The organism is Pseudomonas sp. MF6396 (genome assembly GCF_002018915.1).
GTDB lineage: Bacteria > Pseudomonadota > Gammaproteobacteria > Pseudomonadales > Pseudomonadaceae > Aquipseudomonas > Aquipseudomonas palmensis.
The window spans coordinates 1-20,913 of sequence record NZ_MVOK01000012.1 but is presented as its reverse complement, the minus strand read 5'-3'; the positions used below and the strand labels follow the sequence as shown (position 1 = coordinate 20,913).

The following is a 20,913-nucleotide window of genomic DNA, read 5'->3' as shown; positions in this document are numbered from 1 at the left end:
CCGGATCATCCTGATCACGCTGCACCGTCGGCATGGGGAAGTGAGCCATTCTGGTTGCGGCTCTCGACCCCACTGATTCGGCGGCGTCATCGATTACTTGAGTGCATCACAGGGATATTCTGCGCAAACGTTCAATCGCCGATGTTGGGCTCATTTGCCCCCAGTATCTGCACCTTGGGCAGGTCCATCGCACGGGCCTCGCCCTGCAGGAAGTCGCTGAGCCGGCGCAGACGCTCGCCACCGGGACGCGTGCGTGGCCACACCAGGTAGTAATTCAGGCCGCTGGCCACCGCCGTCGGCCAGGGCAGGCTCAGGCGCCGCTGGGCGACATCCTCGGCCACCATCAGCAAGTCCCCCATCGACACACCATACCCTCGCGCGGCAGCGATCATGCCCAGCTCGAGGGTATCGAACACCTGGCCGCCCTTGAGCGAGACCTGTTCGGTCAGCCCCATCTGCGCCAGCCAGCTGCGCCAGTCGCGCTTGTCGGGCGTGGGATGCAGCAGTTCGCAGGCCTTCAACTGCTCCACGTCCCAGGGCGTCTGATCAAGCAGCGCGGGCGCACCCACCGGTATCAGTAGTTCAGGGAACAGCGGGCTGACTTCCCAGTCCGGCGGAAAATGCCCGTCGCCCAACAGCACTGCGCAATCGAAGGGTTCATGGTTGAAATCCACATGGTCGACGTCCATCCAGGCACTGGTGAGCTGCACCTCGTTGCCCGGCTGCAAGTGGCGAAAACGGCTCAGGCGCGCCAGCAGCCAGCGCATGGTCAGGGTCGAAGGGGCCTTCATGCGGATCACCCCATCTTCGCTGTGCAGGGTGTTGCAGGCACGCTCAAGTGCGGCGAAACCCTCGCGCACACCGGGCAACAGCAGGCGCGCCGCCTCGCTCAACTGCAGGGTGCGGCCATTGCGCAGAAACAGCCGGCAGGCGAAGTGCTCCTCCAGCGTGCGGATGTGCCGGCTGACCGCACTCTGGGTTATCGATAACTCATCGGCGGCACGGGTGAACGAACTGTGCCTGGCAGCGGCCTCGAACGCCCGCAAGGCGTAGAGAGGCGGTAAACGGCGTGACATGCGGGCGTGCTCCAGCAATGAAATACGGGTTGGCACGGATCATACTCACATGAGTTTTAATCATGCCAATGATCGTTTTTATCCTTTTGTGCAATGGCCCGCAAAGGCCGAGAATCCACGGCTTACCCTTCCCTTTTCAGGAGCTGCATCATGCAGGCTGCGCCCGTTACCGAACTCAAGGCATTGCTACGGCTGGCCGGGCCGCTGATCGCCTCGCAGTTGGCGCACATGCTGATGCTGCTCACCGACACCCTGATGATGGCCAAAATCAGCCCCGAGGCCCTGGCTGGTGGCGGGCTGGGCGCGGCCAGCTATTCCTTCGTGTCGATCTTCTGCCTGGGAGTGATTGCCGCCGTCGGTACCCTGGTCGCAATTCGCCAGGGTGCGGGCGACAACCCCGGTGCCACGCGCCTGACCCAGGCCGGGCTATGGCTGGCCTGGGGCATGGCCATCGTCGCCGCGCTGGTACTGTGGAACCTGTCGCCGGTGCTGCTGATGCTGGGCCAGACACCGGGCAACGTGGCTTTTGCCAGCCAGTTCCTGCTGGTGCTGCCGCTGGCCCTGCCCGGCTACCTGAGCTTCATGGCGTTGCGCGGGTTCACCAGTGCACTGGGGCGTTCGACGCCGGTGATGGTGATCAGCCTGGTCGGCACCGTGGTCAATTTCCTGCTCAACTACGCCTTGATCGAAGGCATGTTCGGCCTGCCGAAGCTGGGCCTGATGGGCATCGGCCTGGTGACCGCGCTGGTGGCCAATGCCATGGCCATCGCACTGGCGCTGTACATCCGCCGCCATCCGGCCTACGCGGACTTCCCGATACGCCAGGGCCTGAGCCGCCCGCACCTGCCGGCGTTGCGCGAGCTGTGGCGCCTGGGCCTGCCGATTGGTGGCACCTACACCGTGGAGGTCGGGCTGTTTGTCTTCGCAGCGCTGTGCATCGGCACCATGGGCACCACCGACCTGGGCGCGCACCAGATCGCCCTGCAGATCGTCTCGACCGCGTTCATGATCCCGGCGGGCCTGTCATACGCGGTGACCATGCGTGTGGGCCTGCATTACGGCGCCGACCGCCTGCTGGCGGCGCGTCAGGCCGGGCGCGTGGGCATCGGTTTTGGCGCGGCGATGATGCTCGGTTTCTCGCTGCTGTTCTGGCTGATGCCCGAGGCGCTGGTGGGGCTGTTTCTGGACCGCCAGGACCCGGCCTTCGCCGATGTGATCCGGGTGGCGGTGAGCCTGTTGATGGTGGCGGCGTGGTTCGAGCTGTTCGACGGTATTCAGACCATCGCGATGGGCTCGATTCGCGGGCTCAAGGACGCCAAGACCACGTTCCTGGTGGGGTTGGCCGGGTACTGGCTGATCGGCGCACCGGCGGCGTGGGTGTTCGCGTTTCCCATGGGCGGCGGCGCGGTAGGCGTGTGGTGGGGGCTGGCGCTGGGGTTGGCGTGTGCGGCAATCGGGCTGACGGTGGCGTTCGAGTGGCGGATGCGGCGGTTGCTGGGCAGTTCGCAGATGGCACAGGTTTCTGTACAACCTTGAGGGCCTGTTCGCCGTCAAGGCCGGCTCCTACCTGTTTCGCGCATGCCGGCGACGGGGGCTACAGCGCCACTGCGCCCTGCCCCGCCCCCTGCACCAGATACTCGACCAGTTGCTCGATCGGCAACGGCCGGCTGATCAGAAAGCCCTGCACCTGGTCGCAGCCAAAGCTGCGCAGCAACGCCAGCTGTTCCTCAGTCTCCACGCCCTCGGCCACCACCTCCAGGTTGAGGTTGTGCGCAAGGTTGATCATGGCGTGCACCAGCTTGCGGTTCTCTTCGCGCTGCTCCATGCCACCGACAAAGCTGCGGTCGACCTTGAGCAGGGCGATCGGCAGGCTGTTCAGGTGCACGAACGACGAAAAGCCGGTGCCGAAGTCATCCAGCGAAAACCGCACCCCCAAGCGTCCCAGCGCGTCCATCGTCTGCTTGACCAGGTCGTTGCGCCGCATCACTGCGGTCTCGGTCAGCTCGAACTCCAGCCAACCCGCATCCACACCGTGCTCGACGATCAACCGCCCCAGCGTTGCCAGCAGTTGGCTGTCCTGAAACTGGCGAAATGACAGGTTGACCGCCATGTGCAATGGCGCCAGCCCCTGCTCGCGCAGTGCCTGCATGTCGCGCAGGGCACGCGAGATCACCCAGTACCCCAGCGGCACGATCAGCCCGCTCTGCTCGGCCAGCGGCACGAACTCGCTCGGTGGCAGCAGGCCACGCTCGCTGTGGCGCCAGCGCACCAGTGCCTCCAGGCCGACGATGCGCCCGTCGCTCAGGTCCAGGCGTGGCTGGTAGTGCAGTTCCAGTTCGTCGCGGCGCAGGCCTCGGCGCAGCTCGCTTTCCAGGTCGGCCAGGCTGCGTGCGTTGCGGTTGATGCGCTCGTTGAAGATGTGAAAGGTGCAGCCCTGGGTGCTCTTGGCCTGCTGCATGGCGATGTGCGCGTGCCACATCAGCGGGTCGGCACCAGCCTGCGCACGGGCATGCGCCACGCCCAGGCTGCACCCCAGCAGCAGGCTTTCGCCGTCGATCCAGTAGGGTTCGGCCAGGGCCTCGGTGATGCGCTCGGCCATCCACTCGGCACGCTGCGGCTCGCGCCGGGTGTCGATCAGCAGGGCGAACTCGTCGCTGCCCAGGCGCGCCACCTGATCGCCTGCCTCGAGCTGGCGCTTGAGCCGGCTGACCACCTGCAGGATCAGGCGGTCACCGGCCTGGTGGCCGAGGGCATCGTTGGCGTGGCGGAAGTTGTCCAGGTCCAGGTGCCCGAGGGCCACACCGCGCCCGTCGTTTTCGGCCAGGCGCGCGGCCAGCAGGGTCTGGAAACCCTGGCGGTTGGCAATGCCGGTCAGCGGGTCCTGCTCGGCCAGGCGCTGCAGGGTGGCTTCGAGCACACCTCGCTCGCGCACATGGCGCAGGCAGCGGCGCAGCATGTCGCCGCTCAACTGCTCGAACACCAGCCAGTCGCTCACCCCCGGCGGCGCCTCGGGCGGCTCCTGCTCCAGCAGCAGCACCATGGGCAGGTCGCAACGCCCCGGCGCCGGCTGCAAGCCCGGGGTGGCCAGCACCAGCGCGTTGCGGTCGCGGGCGAACAGGCTGTCGACCGCGTCCCAGCCGGGTGCGGTCACCAGCACCGCGCCACCGCCCAGCGGCAGCAGGCATTCACCAAGGGCAACGGCCCAGTGCGGCCCGTCCGCCAGCAGAAGCAGACGCAACGGTTCGACAAGCGTAGACAAGCTGGCTCCTTAGCACGAGAACGCGGTCAATGACGATGTGGGCGGGATGCTCGATCCTGAACCATCAAATGTAAATGGTTTTCACTTTAACTCACGACATTCCTTCGTCCTGATCCCGCGGTATTTCGCCACGCATCCTGCGGGAAAGTATCAAAAGCGGCAAATTAAGATCGCGTGGTACGTCACACTGTCAGACGGTCGCGGCACAATTGCTCTGCGCCTGCTAAAATGCCCGGCTATTTTTCAGCGACCCCCGGTTAACGTCATGTCCCGACTCAACCCCCGGCAACAGGAAGCCGTGAGCTACGTCGGCGGCCCTCTTTTGGTGCTCGCCGGTGCTGGCTCCGGCAAGACCAGCGTGATCACGCGCAAGATCGCCCACCTGATCCAGAACTGCGGCATCCGTGCCCAGTACATCGTGGCCATGACCTTCACCAACAAGGCGGCGCGCGAGATGAAGGAGCGCGTGGGCACCCTGCTGCGCGGCGGCGAGGGGCGCGGCCTGACGGTATCGACCTTCCACAACCTTGGCCTGAACATCATTCGCAAGGAGCATGAACGGCTGGGCTTCAAGCCGGGTTTCTCGATTTTCGACGAAACCGACGTCAAGGCCCTGATGACCGACATCATGCAGAAGGAATACTCCGGGGACGATGGCGTCGACGAGATCAAGAACATGATCGGCGCCTGGAAGAACGACCTGATCCTGCCGCCCGAGGCCCTGGAGAACGCGCGCAACCCCAAGGAGCAGACCGCCGCCATCGTGTATGCGCACTATCAGCGCACGCTCAAGGCGTTCAACGCGGTCGACTTCGACGACTTGATCCTGCTGCCGGTCAAGCTGTTCCAGGACCACCCCGACATTCTGCAGAAGTGGCAGAACAAGGTGCGCTACCTGTTGGTGGACGAATACCAGGACACCAACGCCAGCCAGTACCTGCTGGTGAAGATGCTGATCGGTACGCGCAACCAGTTCACCGTGGTGGGCGACGACGACCAGTCGATCTATGCCTGGCGCGGCGCGCGCCCTGAAAACCTGATGCTGCTCAAGGACGACTACCCGTCCCTGAAGGTGGTGATGCTGGAGCAGAACTACCGCTCCACCAGCCGCATCCTGCGCTGCGCCAACGTGCTGATCTCCAACAACCCCCACGCCTTCGAGAAGCAGCTGTGGAGCGAGATGGGCCACGGCGACGAGATCCGCGTGATCCGCTGCAAGAACGAGGAAGCCGAGGCCGAGCGCGTGGCCATGGAGATCCTCAGCCTGCACCTGCGTACCGACCGCCCGTACAGCGACTTCGCCATCCTCTACCGCGGCAACTACCAGGCCAAGCTGATCGAGCTGAAGCTGCAGCACCACCAGATCCCCTACCGCCTGTCGGGCGGCAACAGTTTCTTCGGCCGCCAGGAAGTAAAAGACCTGATGGCCTACTTCCGCCTGCTGGTGAACCCGGACGACGACAACGCCTACCTGCGCGTGATCAACGTGCCGCGCCGCGAAATCGGCTCCACCACCCTGGAAAAACTCGGCAACTACGCCACCGAGCGCAAGGTGTCGATGTATGCCGCCAGCGAGGAGCTGGGCCTGGGCGAGCACCTGGACAGCCGCTTCACCGATCGCCTGCAGCGCTTCAAGCGCTGGATGGACAAGGTGCGCGAGCAGGTCGCGCTGGAAGACCCGATCGCCGCGCTGCGCAGCATGGTGACCGACATCGACTACGAGAACTGGATCCGTACCAACAGTTCCAGTGACAAGGCCGCGGACTTTCGCATGGGCAACGTCTGGTTCCTGATCGAGGCGTTGAAAAACACCCTCGAGAAGGACGAGGAAGGCGGCATGACCATCGAGGAAGCCATCGGCAAGCTGGTGTTGCGCGACATGCTCGAACGCCAGCAGGAAGAGGAAGAAGGCGCCGAGGGCGTGCAGATGATGACGCTGCATGCCTCCAAGGGCCTGGAGTTTCCCTACGTGTTCATCATGGGCATGGAAGAGGAAATCCTCCCGCACCGCTCCAGCATCGAGGCCGACACCATCGAGGAGGAGCGGCGCCTGGCCTACGTGGGCATCACCCGCGCACGCCAGACCCTGGCCTTCACCTTTGCCGCCAAGCGCAAGCAGTACGGCGAGATCATCGATTGCGCGCCAAGCCGCTTCCTCGATGAATTGCCCGATGACGACCTGGCCTGGGAAGGCCTGGACGATACACCCACGGAAGTCAAAGCCGTGCGTGGCAATACGGCCCTGGCCGATATCCGCGCCATGCTCAAACGATAGATAATCCACCTTTGCCCTGGCTTGTTGCCGGGGCCTTTTGGCTACATCGAGGAATTACACCAGTGGAAGCACTGCACCAGAAGATTCGCGAAGAAGGCATCGTGCTTTCCGATCAGGTTCTCAAAGTCGATGCGTTTCTCAACCATCAGATCGACCCTGCGCTGATGCAACTGATTGGCGACGAGTTCGCCCGTCTGTTCGCCGATGCGGGCGTGACCAAGATCGTCACCATCGAGGCCTCGGGGATTGCCCCGGCGGTGATGACCGGTTTGAAGCTGGGCGTGCCGGTGATCTTCGCCCGCCAGCACCAGTCGCTGACCCTGACCGAGAACCTGCTGGTGGCTTCGGTGTACTCGTTCACCAAGCAGACCGAGAACACCGTGGCGATTTCGCCGCGTCACCTCAACAGCAGCGACCGCGTGCTGGTGATCGACGACTTCCTGGCCAACGGCAAGGCGTCGCAGGCGCTGATCTCGATCATCAAGCAGGCCGGCGCAACCGTGGCCGGGCTGGGCATCGTGATCGAGAAGTCGTTCCAGGGCGGGCGTGCCGAGCTGGACAGCCAGGGCTATCGCGTCGAGTCGCTGGCCCGGGTGAAGTCGCTGGACGGTGGTGTGGTCAGCTTTATCGAGTAAGGCTTACCGACCTCTTCGCCAGCAAGGCTGGCTCCTACAGGTGCTCCACCGCCTGCAGGAGCCGGCCTTGCCGGCGAAAGCGTTCTACGCGGTAGTTTGCAAAGCCGCCAGCAGCAACCGCTGGTACAGGTCCTCCTTCAGCCCGTCCGGCTCGCTCAGGCCCATGCGCCGCAGATGCTCGGGATACCGCTCCGGCCCCGGCGCATCCAGTGCCGCCTTGCCCAGCTCCAGCGCCTCGCTCAACTTGAACTTGCTCTTGAGCCAGTTCAGCGCGCGCAGCAGGTCCTTCTCTTCAGCGGTGAAATCGCTGCCCAGCGGATACTCGGCAAACAACCGCGCATGCCGCCCACGCAATGCCTCCAGCCGCTGCGGCGTGTTCTGCGTGAAGCGCGCATCCAGCTCGAAATCCTGCGCCAGCTTGCCGGCCTTTTTCGCCTGCTCCATCAGCCCGGGCTGGAACCGCGAATCGCTGATCGCCAGCAACCGCGCAATCACCTCGGCGTCGGTCTGCCCGCGCAGGTCGGCAATGCCGTACTCGGTCACCACGATATCGCGCAGATGCCGCGGGATGGTGCAGTGCCCGTAGGTCCACAGCAGGTTGGAACTGACCTCCCCGCCGGCTTCGCGCCAGCTGCGCAGCAGCAGGATGGAACGCCCGCCTTCCAGCGCATGGGCCTGGGCGACGAAGTTGTACTGCCCGCCCACCCCGCTCAGTACGCGACCGTCCTCGAGCTGGTCGGCCACCCCCGCTCCCATCAGGGTCATGGTGAATACGGTGTTGATGAAGCGTGCATCGCGGCGCTGTTCGCGCTTGAGCGCCTCGTCGCCGTACAGCTCGTTGATGAAGCTGATCGCGTGCATGGCAAAGGCTTTGCGCTGCGCCAGCGGCATCTCGCGCAGGCGCTGGTAGAACGCCTGCGGCCCGAGGAAGAAACCGCCATGCACCAGCACCCCGTCGGCCACCGGCCGGCGCACCACGCCCGCCTCCGCCAGCGCGAGCAATCCGTTCACGAACATCTCGCTGCAGCCATACAGGCCCTGGGCAAACGGCGCAGTGCCGCCTTCACGCTCGATCAGCACCTGCCAGGGCGCCAGGTCGAGGTCGGCGAGCAGCGCCTGGTACTCCGGCGCGTCCCCCTGGCGCGCCAGCAACGCGGCGGCCAGCGCATCGCCCATGGCGCCGATGCCGATCTGCAAGGTGCCGCCGTCGCGCACCAGGGTGCTGGCGTGCACGCCGATGAAGTGGTCCTGGGTGGTGACGGGCATGTTCGGCGTGGAGAACAGCCGAGTGGTTTCCGGGGCGTCGATCAACAGGTCGAAATCGTCCTGCGCCAGTTCGCTGTCGCCCGGCATGTAGGGCAGCTCGTCGTGCACGTGCCCCAGCATCAGGATGGTTTCGCCGGCTGCACGCCGGCGCGCGATCATCGGCAGCAGGTCGAGGGTGATGTCGGGGTTGCAGCTCAGGCTCAGGTGCCCGGGGCGCTCGGGGTGGGCGGCAACGATCTGCGCCACCAGGTTCAGGCCCTTGGCATTGATGTCGCGGGCCGCATGACTGTAGTTGCTGCTGACGTAGTCCTGCTGGGCCATGTGGCTGTGCAGCATGCTGCCCGGCTGCATGAAGAACTGCTCGACGCGGATGTTGGCCGGCAACCGGTCGCGGCGCAGGTCCTGCAGGTAGTCCAGTTCGGGGTAGTCGGCGAACACGCGCTCCACGAAGGGTTCGAGAAAGCGCCGCTGCAGGCCGTCACCCAGGTCCGGGCGGCCCAGGCTCAGTGCGGTGTAGATGGTCAGTTGCCGCTCGGGCAGCTCACGCACCCGTGCATACAGCGCATTGACGAAGCGGTTGGGCTTGCCCAGGCCCAGTGGCAGGCCCATGTGGATGTGCGCCGGCAAACGCGCCAGCACTTCGTCCACGGCGATCTCGATCGAACAGCGGTGCGCCATCTCGGCCTCCTAGGCATCCGTGATTCCAGGGTTGGACCGAGCATGCCCCGCGTTTGCTGCAATGGCCAGCGTCAGAAACGACAAAGCCCGCACGTGGCGGGCCTTGTAGCTGCAGCGTCGGGCTTACTTGAGGCCGGACATCTTCTCGATGGCGGCCTTGAGGTCGTCATCCGAGCAGTCGGCACAGGTGCCTTTTGGCGGCATGGCGTTGATGCCGGTGATGGCCTTGGCCAGGATGCCGTCCAGGCCGCCCTGATGGTCGGCGCGCTCTTTCCAGGCGGCGGTATCGCCGATCTTCGGTGCGCCCAGCAGACCGCTGCCATGGCACGCGTTGCAGTGCTTGGCGATGACTTCATCCGGGGTCTTGGCACCGCCACCGCCGGCAGTGGCGGCCACTTCCATGCCCTTGCATTCCTGCCCTTGTACACACACCTGACCGACCGGCTCCAGCCGCTTGGCGATGTCGTCATTGGTCACAGCCTGGGCGTTGACGGCCCATAGGGCTACTACGGCTGCTGGTACGGCCAGCATTGTCTTGATTAGATTCACGCGTACACCCTCATGGTGGCTAGTCACGCCCGCGGCCACGGTTTCGCAGGCCGCGCAAGTATAGCGGGAACCCCGCCTCACCGAAACAACCCTAAAGACCAAAGGGGTTTAGCCGCGACAATCCGCCGCGCATTGGCGACGCGCGTGGGCTCAGAAGTTGGCCGGGGTGGCGGCACTGATCAGCCGGGCCGGCTCATCGTAGGGATTGCGGAATCGATGCGGCTTGGTGCTCTCGAAATAGTAGCTGTCGCCCGCCTCGAGGATGAAGGTTTCAAGCCCCACCACCAGCTCCAGGCGCCCTTCGAGCAGGATGCCGGTCTCTTCGCCGTCGTGGGTGAGCATCTCTTCGCCGGTGTCGGCACCGGGCGGGTAGATCTCGTTTAGAAAGGCAATGGCGCGGCTGGCGTGGGCCTTGCCGACCAGCTTCATGGTGACTGCGCCGTCGGATATATCGATCAGTTCGTTGGCCTTGTACACGATCTGGGTCGGGTTCTCGGGCTGCAGCTCTTCGGAAAAGAACTCCACCATCGACATCGGAATACCGCCCAGCACCTTGCGCAGCGAGCTGATCGAAGGGCTCACGCTGTTCTTCTCGATCATCGAGATGGTGCTGTTGGTCACGCCCGCCCGCTTGGCCAGCTCGCGTTGAGACAGGCCTTTGAGCTTGCGAATGGCTTGCAGTCGTTCACCGACGTCCAAGGCCTGGGCCCTCCTAAACGAACACGTGGGGTCGAAATTGAACGGTATCATCGCAACAGCGTTCAGTATTTACAACACTTCGACCCGCAGCCCGTCCGCTTTGGCGCCTCAATTGCCGCTGTACACCATCGGCACCCGACGCAGGTTGCAGAAGATCTGATACGGGATGGTGCCCGCCTGGATCGCCACGTCGCTGGCCAGCACGTGCTTGCCCCACAACTCCACCGGGCTGCCCAGCCCGGCCTCGGGCACATCGGTGAGGTCGATGCACAACATGTCCATCGACACGCGGCCAATCAGCTGGCTGCGCTTGCCGGCCACCAGCACCGGGGTACCGGTGGGTGCCAGGCGCGGGTAGCCGTCGGCATAGCCCATGGCGACCACACCCACGCGGGTGGGGCGCGGGCTGATGAATTTCGCACCGTAGCCCACCGGCTCGCCGGCCGGCAGTTCGCGCACGCAGATCACTTTGGATTCCAGGGTCATCACCGGCTGCAGGCGCTGAGCCTGGGCCTGCGGCACCTCGAAGGGCGTGGCGCCATACAGCATGATGCCCGGACGCACCCAGTCGCTGGGCACCTGCGGCCAGCCCAGCACGGCCGGCGAGTTGCGCAGGCTGACCTCGGCACTCAGGCCCTGGCGCGCGGCTTCGAACACCGCCACCTGCTCGCTGCTGGCCGTGCTGTCGAGTTCGTCGGCACGGGCGAAGTGGCTCATCAGCACGATGCGCGTCACCTTGCCGCTGGCCAGCAGACGTTGGTAGGCGCCGTGGTAGTCCTTGGGGTGCAGGCCGACGCGGTGCATGCCGGTGTCGAGCTTGAGCCACACGGTGATCGGGCGGGTCAGGCCTGCCTGTTCGATGGCTTCGAGCTGCCACAGCGAATGCACCACGCACCACAGGTCCTGCTCGGCAATCAGGGGCAGCTCGCTGGCTTCGAAAATGCCCTCGAGCAGCAGCACCGGGGCCTTGATGCCGGCAGCACGCAGCTCCAGCGCCTCTTCGATGCAAGCCACGGCGAACCCGTCGGCCTCGCCCTCCAGCGCCTGGGCGCAGCGCACCGCGCCGTGCCCGTAGGCGTCGGCCTTGATCACGGCCAGCGCCTTGGCGCCGGTCAGTTCGCGGGCGAGTTGATAGTTGTGGCGCAGCGCTTGGAGATCGATCAGGGCACGGGCGGGACGCATGACGGCAGCCTTCTGGCAGTCGGGTGAGTTGGGTAACGGATTACGGCAGGGCGGCGACGATCGAGATCTCGACCAGCATCTGCGGATTGCACAGCCGGGCCTGAACGGTGGCGCGGGCCGGGGCATTGCCTTTGGCTATCCACTGGTCCCACACCGTGTTCATGGCCTGGAACTGGGTGTCGATGTCGCTGAGGTAGATGGTCGCCGACAGCACGCGGCTCTTGTCGGTACCGGCCAGGTCCAGCAGCCGCTCGATGTTGGCCAGCACCTCGCGGGTCTGCTGGCCGACGTCGCCGTTCAGGTCATTACCCACCTGGCCCGACAGGTAGACGGTGCCGTTGTGGGTAACGATCTGGCTCATGCGCTCATTGGTGAGCTGGCGCTGGATTGACATGCTTTGCAGTCTCCTGACTGTTGCTGTAGCGGGAAATGTCGAGGCCTTCGGCGCTGATCTGCGGCTTCTTGCGCGCCATCAGGTCGGCCAGCAGGCGACCCGAACCGCACGCCATGGTCCAGCCGAGGGTGCCGTGGCCGGTGTTCAGGAACAGGTTGCGAAACGCCGTGGCGCCCACGATCGGCGTGCCGTCGGGGGTGGTCGGGCGCAGGCCGGTCCAGAAGCTGGCCTGGCTCAGGTCGCCGCCGCGAGGATAAAGGTCGTTGACAATCATCTCCAGCGTTTCGCGCCGACGCGGGTTGAGCGACAGGTCGAAACCGGCGATCTCGGCCATGCCGCCGACGCGGATGCGGTTGTCGAAGCGGGTGATCGCGACCTTGTAGGTCTCGTCGAGAATCGTCGAGGTCGGGGCCATGGCCGGGTCGGTGATCGGCACGGTCAGCGAGTAGCCCTTGAGCGGGTACACCGGGGCCTTGATGCCCAGCGGCTTGAGCAGTTGCGGCGAGTAGCTGCCCAGGGCCAGCACGTAGCGATCGGCGGTTTCCAGCTTGCCGTCGATCCATACGCCGTTGACCCGGTCGCCCGCGTGATCGAGGCGCTCGATGTTCTGCCCGAAGCGGAATTCCACGCCCAGGTCGCGCGCCATTTCGGCCAGGCGCGTGGTGAACAGCTGGCAGTCGCCGGTCTGGTCGTTGGGCAGGCGCAGGGCACCGGCGAGGATGTCGGTGACATTGGCCAGGGCAGGCTCCACGCGGGCAATGCCGTCGCGGTCGAGCAGCTCGTAGGGCACACCGGACTGTTCCAGCACGGCGATATCCTTGGCCGCGTTGTCCAGTTGCGCCTGGGTGCGGAACAACTGGGTGGTGCCCAGGGTGCGGCCTTCGTAGGCAATGCCGGTTTCGGCACGCAGCTCGTCGAGGCAGTCGCGGCTGTACTCGGACAGGCGCACCATGCGCTCCTTGTTCACCGCATAGCGGTTGGCCGTGCAGTTGCGCAGCATCTGCGCCATCCACAGGTACTGGTCGATGTCGGCGGTGGCCTTGATGGCCAGCGGGGCGTGGCGCTCGAGCAGCCACTTGATGGCCTTGAGCGGCACACCGGGTGCAGCCCAGGGCGAGGCATAACCCGGCGATACCTGGCCAGCGTTGGCGAAGCTGGTTTCCATGGCCACCGCCGGCTGGCGATCGACCACCACCACTTCAAACCCCTGACGAGCCAGATAGTAGGCACTGGCGGTCCCGATGACGCCGCTACCAAGTACCAGAACGCGCATGTTGTTATCCCTCGAGGCGGCGTACCGCACACATTTGTTGTTTAAGGCATGGATGGGCGCAGTATAGGAAGGTAGAGGCAGTGCTTTTCACTATATAAAAGCCTATATTTGGCGAGAATTCTCGGCAGGGTCGGCTTTTACGGAGGGGCATCCACTATGAGAACCCAGCATCAAAGCAAACGTGAACTGGACAAGATCGACCGCAACATCCTGCGCATCCTGCAGACCGACGGGCGCATCTCGTTCACCGAACTGGGCGAGAAGGTCGGCCTGTCGACCACCCCGTGCACCGAGCGGGTCCGGCGTCTGGAGCGCGAAGGCATCATCATGGGCTACAACGCCCGGCTCAACCCGCAGCACCTCAAGGGCAGCCTGCTGGTGTTCGTCGAGATCAGCCTGGACTACAAGTCGGGGGACACTTTCGAGGAGTTTCGCCGCGCGGTGCTCAAGCTGCCCCACGTATTGGAATGCCACCTGGTATCGGGCGATTTCGACTACCTGGTGAAGGCCCGCATTTCGGAGATGGCCTCGTACCGCAAGCTGCTGGGCGACATCCTGCTCAAGCTGCCGCACGTGCGCGAATCCAAGAGCTACATCGTGATGGAAGAGGTGAAGGAAAGCCTCAACCTGCCGATTCCGGACTGAGCCTTACACCAGCACCTGGCGGGTGCTGGCGATGTACTGGTGCACCAGGCGCTCGGCCTGCGGGTCGATCATCTCGGCAGGGCCGCGACCATTGGGGCACGGCAGGCGCGGGGTGGTGCCGAACAGGCGGCAGATCAGCGGCCGCTCCTCGTACACCGTGCAGCCCTCGGGGCCCAGGTGCACACAGTTGAGCTCATCCAGCGCGGCCTGTTGCTCGGCCGCGCTCTTGCGTGGCAGGCGCGCCATTTCCTCGCTGGAGGTGGTCACCGGGCCGCAGCAATCGTGGCAGCCCGGCACGCAGGCGAACGACGGGATCTGCTCACGCAGGAAGCGGATCTTGTGACTGTTGCAACTCATGGCAGACTCGTGGCGGGAAAGGCTGAAGCGCCATTTTGCCCCACGGTTGCCTGCCGATCAAAGCACCGCCTATGCTGTGTCAAATTTTCCACACAGCCCTACCAGGATCCTTCAAACGTGCATACCACTTCCTACTACGCTGCCCACAGCGCCGGGCAACCGGCGTACCCGCCCCTGCAAGGCGAGCTGAACTGTGATGTGTGCGTGGTGGGCGGCGGCTTTTCGGGCCTCAATACCGCCATCGAACTGGCCGAACGCGGCCTGAGCGTGGTGCTGCTCGAAGCGCACAAGATCGGTTGGGGCGCCAGTGGACGCAATGGCGGGCAGCTGATTCGCGGGGTCGGACACGGCCTGGACCAGTTCACCCCGGTGATCGGCAGCGAGGGAGTGCGCAGCCTCAAACTGATGGGCCTGGAAGCAGTGGACATCGTGCGCCAGCGCATCGAACGCCATGCCATCGACTGCGACCTGACCTGGGGCTACTGCGACCTGGCCAACAAGCCACGGGAATTCGAGGGCTTCAGCGAAGAGATCGACGAGCTGCGCGGACTGGGCTACACCCATGAGCTGCGCCTGGTGCAGCCCGACCAGATGCACACGGTGGTCGGCTCGCGTCGCTACGCCGGCGGCCTGGTGGACATGGGCTCGGGGCACCTGCACCCGCTGAACCTGGCGCTGGGCGAGGCCGAGGCCGCGCGCCAGCTGGGCGTGCAGGTGTTCGAGCATTCCCGTGTCACCCGCATCGAGCACGGCCCGCAGGTGCATGTGCACACCGCCAAGGGCTCGGTGCGGGCGAACACGCTGGTGCTGTGCTGCAATGCCTACATCAACGACCTGGACCGCGAGCTCAGTGGCAAGGTGCTGCCGGCCGGCAGCTACATCATCGCCACCGAACCGCTGAGCGAAGCCCTGGCCAACGAGTTGCTGCCGCAGAACATGGCGGTGTGCGACCAGCAGGTGACCGTGGACTACTATCGCCTCTCGGCCGACCGGCGCCTGCTGTTCGGTGGCGCCTGCCACTACTCGGGGCGCGATCCGCAGGACATCGGCGCCTACATGCGGCCCAAGATGCTCAAGGTGTTCCCGCAACTGGCCGACACCCGCATCGAATACCAGTGGGGCGGCATGATCGGCATCGGCGCCAACCGCCTGCCGCAGATCGGCCGCCTGCGCGACCGGCCCAACGTTTACTACGCCCAGGCCTATGCCGGCCACGGGCTCAACGCCACGCACCTGGCCGGGCGGCTGCTGGGCGAGGCGATCAGCGGCCAGCAGAGCGGGCGCTTCGACCTGTTCGCCCAGGTGCCGCACATCACCTTCCCTGGCGGCAAGCACCTGCGCTCGCCGCTGTTGGCGCTGGGCATGCTGTGGCACCGCCTCAAGGCACTGGCCTAGGGTCTCCAGAATGGCCTGAGACCTTCCTTCACGGCCTGTTCGCGGGTCAGGCCGATATCGCGCAGCTGCTCGGCATCGAGCTGCAGCAGCGCATGGCGTGAACGCCACCGCCGCATCATCACAGCCCAGCGACTCGGGCTGGCGGGCGCCTCATGTCGTGCCACCTCGCCTTTGGTGCACAGTGGCAGGCCTGCATCGCTCGCGCCGTTCATCGTTTCATTCCTCCAGGGTGGGTAACCGTGCAGCCATGATGCGCGGGTGCTGAAAGGCATTACAGATTCAACCGCCAGGTATTATTTCCATACAGATGTGTCGATAACGGCGCTGAATGCTGTATTTTTGCCCAATCTGTACCGGTTGCCAGCCGCTTTCCCGCCCAGGAGTACGCCATGACCCTCTACGTCAACCTCGCCGAACTGATTGGCGCACGCATCGAGCAGGGCCTCTACCGCCCCGGCGACCGCCTGCCGTCGGTGCGGGCCCTGAGCGTCGAGCATGGCGTGAGCCTGAGTACCGTGCAGCAGGCGTATCGGGTGCTGGAAGACCACGGGCTGGCGGCGCCCAGGCCCAAGTCCGGCTATTTCGTGCCTGACCATCGCCCACTACCCGCCCTGCCCGACGTCAGCCGCCCGGCCCAGCGCCCTGTGGATATCTCGCAATGGGACCAGGTGTTCGAGCTGGTGCGCAGCGTGCCGCGCAAGGACGTGGTGCAACTGGGCCGCGGCATGCCCGATGTCGGCAGCCCCACCCTCAAGCCGTTGCTGCGCAGCCTGGCGCAGCTGAGCCGGCGCCAGGACATGCCCGGCCTGTACTACGACACCGTCGCCGGCACCGAAGCCCTGCGCGAGCAGGTGGCGCGGCTGATGCTCGATTCGGGCTGCAGCCTGAGCACGGCAGACCTGGTGATCACCACCGGCTGCCAGGAAGCCCTGTCGATCAGCGTGCGCGCGGTGTGCCAGCCGGGCGACATCGTCGCGGTCGAATCACCGAGCTTTCACGGCGCCATGCAGACCCTCAAGGGCCTGGGCATGAAAGCGTTGGAGATCCCCACCGACCCGCTCACCGGCATCAGCCTCGAAGCCCTGGAGCTGGCCCTGGAACAGTGGCCGATCAAGCTGATCCAGCTGACCCCCAGCTGCAACAATCCATTGGGCTACATCATGCCCGAGGCGCGCAAACGCGCCCTGCTGACCCTGGCCCAGCGCTTCGACGTGGCGATCCTGGAGGACGACGTGTATGGCGACCTGGCCTACACCTACCCGCGCCCACGCACCATCAAGTCGTTCGACGACGACGGCCGCGTGCTGCTGTGCAGCTCGTTCTCCAAGACCCTTGCGCCCGGCCTGCGGGTGGGCTGGGTGGCGCCGGGGCGCTACCTGGAGCGGGTGATGCACATGAAGTACATCAGCACCGGCTACACCGCCACCCAGCCGCAGCTGGCGATTGCCGACTTCATCGAGGGCGGCCACTACCAGCCGCACCTGCGCCGTGTGCGCGGCCAGTACCAGCGCGCCCGCGATCAGATGATCGACTGGGTGAGCCGCTACTTCCCCGCCGGCACCCGCGCCAGCCGGCCCCAGGGCGGCTTCGTGCTGTGGGTGGAACTGCCGGAAAGTTTCGACACCTTGCGCCTGAACCGGGCTTTACTTGAGCAAGGTGTGCAGATTGCGGTGGGCAGCATCTTTTCGGCGTCGGGCAAGTTCCGCAACTGCCTGCGCATGAACTTTGCCGCCCGCGCCACTGCCGAAATCGAAGCGGCCGTGCGCAAGGTCGGCGAAACCGCCATTCGTCTACTGGCCGAGGATGAGCGCGGCGGGTAACGTTGCGCCGCCCCGCGTGGTCCAACCCCCAACTGCCTTCCTGCTCAAGGACATGCCCCTTTGACCAAACCCAGGGCCTTCGCGCTGTTACTGATGCTGGCGCTCACCCTTGCCGGGTGCGCCACCTCCAGCACGCCCCGTACCGTGACCCAGGCCCTGCCCGCCAGCGACTCGGCCTTTGGCCGTTCGGTGCAGCGCCAGGCCAGCGCCCATGAGGGGCGGTCCGGCTTTCGCCTGCTGCCCAACAGCACCGAGGCGTTCCACGCCCGCGCCGAGCTGATCCGTAACGCCCAGAGCAGCATCGACCTGCAGTACTACATCGTGCATGACGGGCTCAGCACCCGCGCGCTGGTGCACGAACTGCTGCAGGCTGCCGACCGTGGCGTGCGCGTGCGCATCCTGCTCGACGACACCACCAGCGACGGCCTGGACGAGGTCATCGCCACCCTGGCGGCGCACCCGAAGGTACAGATTCGCGTGTTCAACCCGCTGCACCTGGGGCGCAGCACCGGCGTGACCCGTGCCCTGGGCAGGCTGTTCAACCTGTCGCTGCAGCACCGGCGCATGCACAACAAGCTGTGGCTGGTGGACAACAGCATGGCCATCGTCGGCGGGCGCAACCTGGGTGACGAATACTTCGACGCCGAGCCCAACCTGAACTTCACCGACATCGACATGCTGGGCGTGGGGCCGGTGGCCGAACAGCTGGGGCACAGCTTCGACCAGTACTGGAACAGTGCCCTGAGCCGACCCATTGGCGACTTCATGTTCAGCACCCCGAACGCCGACGACCTGCGTGTGAGCCGCGAGCGCCTGGAGGCTTCGCTCAGCGAGGCCAGGGTCAAGCGCAAGGCACTGTACGACCGCCTGATGGCCTACAAGACCCACCCGCGCCTGGATTCGTGGCGCAACGAGTTGATCTGGGCACACAACCAGGCGCTGTGGGATGCGCCAAGCAAGGTGCTGGCCCAGGCCGAGCCAGACCCGCGGTTGCTGCTGACCCAGCAGTTGGCGCCCGACCTGAACGACGTGCACCATGAGCTGATCCTGGTATCGGCCTACTTCGTACCTGGCGAGACCGGCCTGCTGTACCTGACCAGCCATGCCGACGCCGGGGTGTCGGTGAGCCTGCTGACCAACTCGCTGGAGGCCACCGACGTGCCGGCGGTACACGGCGGCTATGCGCCGTACCGCAAGGCGCTGCTGGAACACGGGGTAAAACTGTACGAACTGCGCCGCCAGCCCGGCGACCCCAGCAGCGGGCGTATCCATCACTTCGGCAGTGCATCGGACTCGAGCCTGCACAGCAAGGCGATCGTGTTCGATCGGCAGAAGACCTTCATCGGCTCGTTCAACTTCGACCCACGCTCGGTGCTGTGGAACACCGAGGTCGGCGTGCTGGTGGACAGCCCGCAACTGGCCGAGTACACCCGCGACCTGGCGCTGCAGGGCATGGCGCCGGCGCTGAGCTACGAGCCGCGGCTGGTCGACGGCAAGCTGGTGTGGGTGACCGAGGACAATGGGCAGTTGCACACGTTGACGACAGAGCCAGGCGGGCTGTGGCGACGATTCAATGCGTGGGTGAGCAAGGCGGTGGGGTTGGAGAGGATGTTGTAGGGTGAAATCTCCATGCTGTCGAACGCAGGTCGATGCGGCGCGATCCGAGCTGCGTGGAGTTAGCTCGTCAAGGGGTACCAGTGAGACCATGCCGCACGCTCTCGACACGAACCAAATCACAAGTAAATTTCAGTCGACTATTATCAACGCAGCGTATCTTTATAGCGACGGCCTCATCCACGACATCAAACGAAATTTCACAAATAACATTCTCATAGCCCCACTCGCTAAAATCGATACATTTACTCCCTATAAATGATAGTTCAATATAGACCGCATCATAATTTCTTGGCCACTTCACAGGGCTATTCTCAGGCTTTTCTCGAGTAACCAGCTTAATAGATAACCTTGGTTCATCCCGCCTGAAATTAACCTCTGTAATATCTGACCCTAGAAAATTTGGCATCCCTCCATATATCGTAGTCAATGCTTGCGGATTCATAACGTTAGGAAAATTCATTTACTTCTTATTCCGGCAACAAAAATAGTAGTGTTGTACCATCGCCTCAACAGATACCGGATTCGCTCTGGAGTCAGTGCAGCTTGCTTGCGGCATTGGATGCCTGGAACGGCTGCCTTACCCAATTATTCTTACATGCAAATTCTTGTAGAAGTCCCAATGAATCACTAATTTTCTGTCAACCGACAAAAATAATGTATCAACAAAATCCAGTTCATCCACAAAGTCTAGCCACTCGTAAATACCTGTTTTCAACAAGGGGATTGCATTATCCATATGCATAACAAAAAAATCATGGAATGACTGAAAACCTATAGCTTCCAAAATTGAAATTAGTTCTCTTTTAAGATCGCTTCGCGAAACACTTTCATATGTTGTTTTGTTTTCTACACGATTCCAGTCAATGGAGGAACAGCTAATGGGGAAGTTGTCACTTATAACTTTAAAAACATCTACCTCTTCGTGATCGCTACATGCATGCAACTCGATAAACTCTTGACATTTTTTTGAGAAACCCATGGATTAAATCTCTTTACTATTTTGGTCACGGTTTTTCCTGAAGCATCAAAGCAAATGGTTCGCACATTTTTCTTTCTATTGAACGCATTGATGTGAGATTTATGTCTTTCATCATATTCCACCCGAAAACCTCAATACTCTCCACGAACTACTCTTCCGTTAAACGGTTGCGATCCAAATTTTGCTGGGTTCGGAACGCTACCTTTAGCTGTGATATGCGTGAAGCTAAGGGCATCATTCATTGCCTGATTGTAATCATCGTATATTTCATCACACTGTAGTTTTTCTTTTTTATTTTCTTGATCAGTGCATAAATTACATTTTTTCGTCAAGCCAAGTGGATCAACCCAATGTATTGGGATGGGTGCGTATTGATATACGTTCAAACCGCCTGAAAACCCGATCGGGTCCTGCCCAATAAACCGCCCAACCCCCGGATCATAGTACCGATACCGGTTGTAGTGCAGGCCAGTCTCCCGGTCGTGATACTGCCCCTGAAACCGTAGCGGATTACCCAGTCCAACCTGCCTCGCCCAAGCCGACCGCTCCTCACGCACCTCCCCCCACGCCTTGTACTGCCCCGCCCACGCCACCGCCCCATGGTGGTCAGTCAGTTCCATTGGCGTGCCCAGGTGATCGCACTGGTACCACGCAAGCGCATCAAACGCCTGCGGCGGCATGTGCGTTTGCCACAACGGGTCCTGGTCGAAGTCGTAACTGCGCTGGCTCCAGTCCGGCTGCTTGTGCAGCCGCACCGGCCCCCTGCGCAGGGCCTGGGCCACCGGCACAAAGCTGCCCGGCTCATACAGGTAAT

General features: G+C 63.6%; 20 protein-coding genes. 7 read left to right on the top strand and 13 right to left on the bottom strand.

What is annotated here, in order from left to right:
- Positions 1 to 131: 131 nt before the first annotated feature.
- Positions 132 to 1,076 carry a LysR substrate-binding domain-containing protein gene (locus MF6396_RS13960; RefSeq protein WP_043863339.1) on the bottom strand — a complete coding sequence of 315 codons (945 nt, stop codon included), beginning with the start codon at positions 1,074 to 1,076 and terminating at the stop codon, positions 132 to 134.
- Between the two features lie 150 nt (positions 1,077 to 1,226).
- On the opposite strand from MF6396_RS13960, the gene MF6396_RS13955 reads away from it, so the two are divergent.
- On the top strand, positions 1,227 to 2,612 hold the full coding sequence (locus MF6396_RS13955; RefSeq protein ID WP_078480643.1) for a NorM family multidrug efflux MATE transporter: 1,386 nt from the start codon (positions 1,227 to 1,229) through the stop codon (positions 2,610 to 2,612).
- A gap of 58 nt (positions 2,613 to 2,670) precedes the next feature.
- Here MF6396_RS13955 and MF6396_RS13950 read toward each other — a convergent pair whose 3' ends face one another.
- A complete protein-coding gene (locus MF6396_RS13950) occupies positions 2,671 to 4,335 on the bottom strand; it encodes a putative bifunctional diguanylate cyclase/phosphodiesterase (protein ID WP_058541722.1) in 1,665 nt (554 codons plus the stop codon).
- Between the two features lie 265 nt (positions 4,336 to 4,600).
- Between MF6396_RS13950 and rep the strand changes: the two genes are divergently transcribed.
- Together rep and MF6396_RS13940 are read left to right on the top strand one after the other, a co-directional pair.
- Positions 4,601 to 6,610, top strand: coding sequence for a DNA helicase Rep (gene rep / locus MF6396_RS13945; RefSeq protein ID WP_043863336.1), 2,010 nt, complete (start codon positions 4,601 to 4,603; stop codon positions 6,608 to 6,610).
- A gap of 62 nt (positions 6,611 to 6,672) precedes the next feature.
- On the top strand, positions 6,673 to 7,245 hold the full coding sequence (locus tag MF6396_RS13940; RefSeq protein ID WP_078480642.1) for a xanthine phosphoribosyltransferase: 573 nt from the start codon (positions 6,673 to 6,675) through the stop codon (positions 7,243 to 7,245).
- A gap of 84 nt (positions 7,246 to 7,329) precedes the next feature.
- Here the strand turns inward: MF6396_RS13940 and MF6396_RS13935 are convergent, their stop codons facing one another.
- The 6 genes from MF6396_RS13935 to dadA form a co-directional block, all read right to left on the bottom strand.
- Positions 7,330 to 9,189 carry an acetyl-CoA hydrolase/transferase C-terminal domain-containing protein gene (locus MF6396_RS13935; RefSeq protein WP_078480640.1) on the bottom strand — a complete coding sequence of 620 codons (1,860 nt, stop codon included), beginning with the start codon at positions 9,187 to 9,189 and terminating at the stop codon, positions 7,330 to 7,332.
- Between the two features lie 123 nt (positions 9,190 to 9,312).
- Complete coding sequence (locus MF6396_RS13930) at positions 9,313 to 9,720, bottom strand: c-type cytochrome (RefSeq protein WP_043863333.1); 408 nt, start codon at positions 9,718 to 9,720, stop codon at positions 9,313 to 9,315.
- A 168-nt stretch (positions 9,721 to 9,888) separates the two neighbouring features.
- Positions 9,889 to 10,437, bottom strand: coding sequence for a cupin domain-containing protein (locus MF6396_RS13925; protein WP_043863332.1), 549 nt, complete (start codon positions 10,435 to 10,437; stop codon positions 9,889 to 9,891).
- A gap of 108 nt (positions 10,438 to 10,545) precedes the next feature.
- Complete coding sequence (gene alr, locus MF6396_RS13920) at positions 10,546 to 11,619, bottom strand: alanine racemase (RefSeq protein WP_078480639.1); 1,074 nt, start codon at positions 11,617 to 11,619, stop codon at positions 10,546 to 10,548.
- A 40-nt stretch (positions 11,620 to 11,659) separates the two neighbouring features.
- Positions 11,660 to 12,013, bottom strand: coding sequence for a RidA family protein (locus MF6396_RS13915; RefSeq protein WP_078480637.1), 354 nt, complete (start codon positions 12,011 to 12,013; stop codon positions 11,660 to 11,662).
- Positions 11,985 to 13,286 carry a D-amino acid dehydrogenase gene (gene dadA / locus MF6396_RS13910; RefSeq protein ID WP_043863329.1) on the bottom strand — a complete coding sequence of 434 codons (1,302 nt, stop codon included), beginning with the start codon at positions 13,284 to 13,286 and terminating at the stop codon, positions 11,985 to 11,987. The genes MF6396_RS13915 and dadA overlap by 29 nt, the downstream gene beginning before the upstream one ends.
- Positions 13,287 to 13,442: 156 nt before the next feature.
- On the opposite strand from dadA, the gene dadR reads away from it, so the two are divergent.
- Positions 13,443 to 13,931 carry a transcriptional regulator DadR gene (dadR, locus tag MF6396_RS13905; protein WP_042121505.1) on the top strand — a complete coding sequence of 163 codons (489 nt, stop codon included), beginning with the start codon at positions 13,443 to 13,445 and terminating at the stop codon, positions 13,929 to 13,931.
- Positions 13,932 to 13,934: 3 nt separating this feature from the next.
- On the opposite strand, the gene MF6396_RS13900 is transcribed toward dadR, so the two are convergent.
- Positions 13,935 to 14,288: a YkgJ family cysteine cluster protein gene (locus MF6396_RS13900; protein ID WP_043863328.1), complete on the bottom strand. Its 354-nt coding sequence runs from the start codon at positions 14,286 to 14,288 to the stop codon at positions 13,935 to 13,937.
- Positions 14,289 to 14,405: 117 nt separating this feature from the next.
- Here MF6396_RS13900 and MF6396_RS13895 point away from each other — a divergent pair, with 117 nt between their 5' ends.
- Positions 14,406 to 15,683 carry an NAD(P)/FAD-dependent oxidoreductase gene (locus MF6396_RS13895; protein ID WP_043863327.1) on the top strand — a complete coding sequence of 426 codons (1,278 nt, stop codon included), beginning with the start codon at positions 14,406 to 14,408 and terminating at the stop codon, positions 15,681 to 15,683.
- On the opposite strand, the gene MF6396_RS13890 is transcribed toward MF6396_RS13895, so the two are convergent.
- Positions 15,680 to 15,895, bottom strand: coding sequence for a DUF1127 domain-containing protein (locus tag MF6396_RS13890; RefSeq protein ID WP_078480636.1), 216 nt, complete (start codon positions 15,893 to 15,895; stop codon positions 15,680 to 15,682). The two genes, MF6396_RS13895 and MF6396_RS13890, sit on opposite strands and share 4 nt — an antisense overlap.
- 177 nt (positions 15,896 to 16,072) lie before the next feature.
- On the opposite strand from MF6396_RS13890, the gene MF6396_RS13885 reads away from it, so the two are divergent.
- On the top strand, positions 16,073 to 17,503 hold the full coding sequence (locus tag MF6396_RS13885; protein WP_043863325.1) for an aminotransferase-like domain-containing protein: 1,431 nt from the start codon (positions 16,073 to 16,075) through the stop codon (positions 17,501 to 17,503).
- Between the two features lie 93 nt (positions 17,504 to 17,596).
- Complete coding sequence (locus MF6396_RS13880; RefSeq protein ID WP_058541849.1) at positions 17,597 to 19,120, top strand: phospholipase D family protein; 1,524 nt, start codon at positions 17,597 to 17,599, stop codon at positions 19,118 to 19,120.
- Between the two features lie 67 nt (positions 19,121 to 19,187).
- Here the strand turns inward: MF6396_RS13880 and MF6396_RS13875 are convergent, their stop codons facing one another.
- From MF6396_RS13875 to MF6396_RS13870, 3 genes are all read right to left on the bottom strand, one after another.
- A complete protein-coding gene (locus MF6396_RS13875; protein ID WP_078480634.1) occupies positions 19,188 to 19,580 on the bottom strand; it encodes an immunity 50 family protein in 393 nt (130 codons plus the stop codon).
- A gap of 117 nt (positions 19,581 to 19,697) precedes the next feature.
- Positions 19,698 to 20,099, bottom strand: coding sequence for a hypothetical protein (locus MF6396_RS28450; protein WP_153046090.1), 402 nt, complete (start codon positions 20,097 to 20,099; stop codon positions 19,698 to 19,700).
- Positions 20,100 to 20,230: 131 nt separating this feature from the next.
- A partial coding sequence (locus tag MF6396_RS13870) for an RHS repeat domain-containing protein (protein WP_177346325.1) occupies positions 20,231 to 20,913 on the bottom strand: 683 nt, incomplete at its 5' end.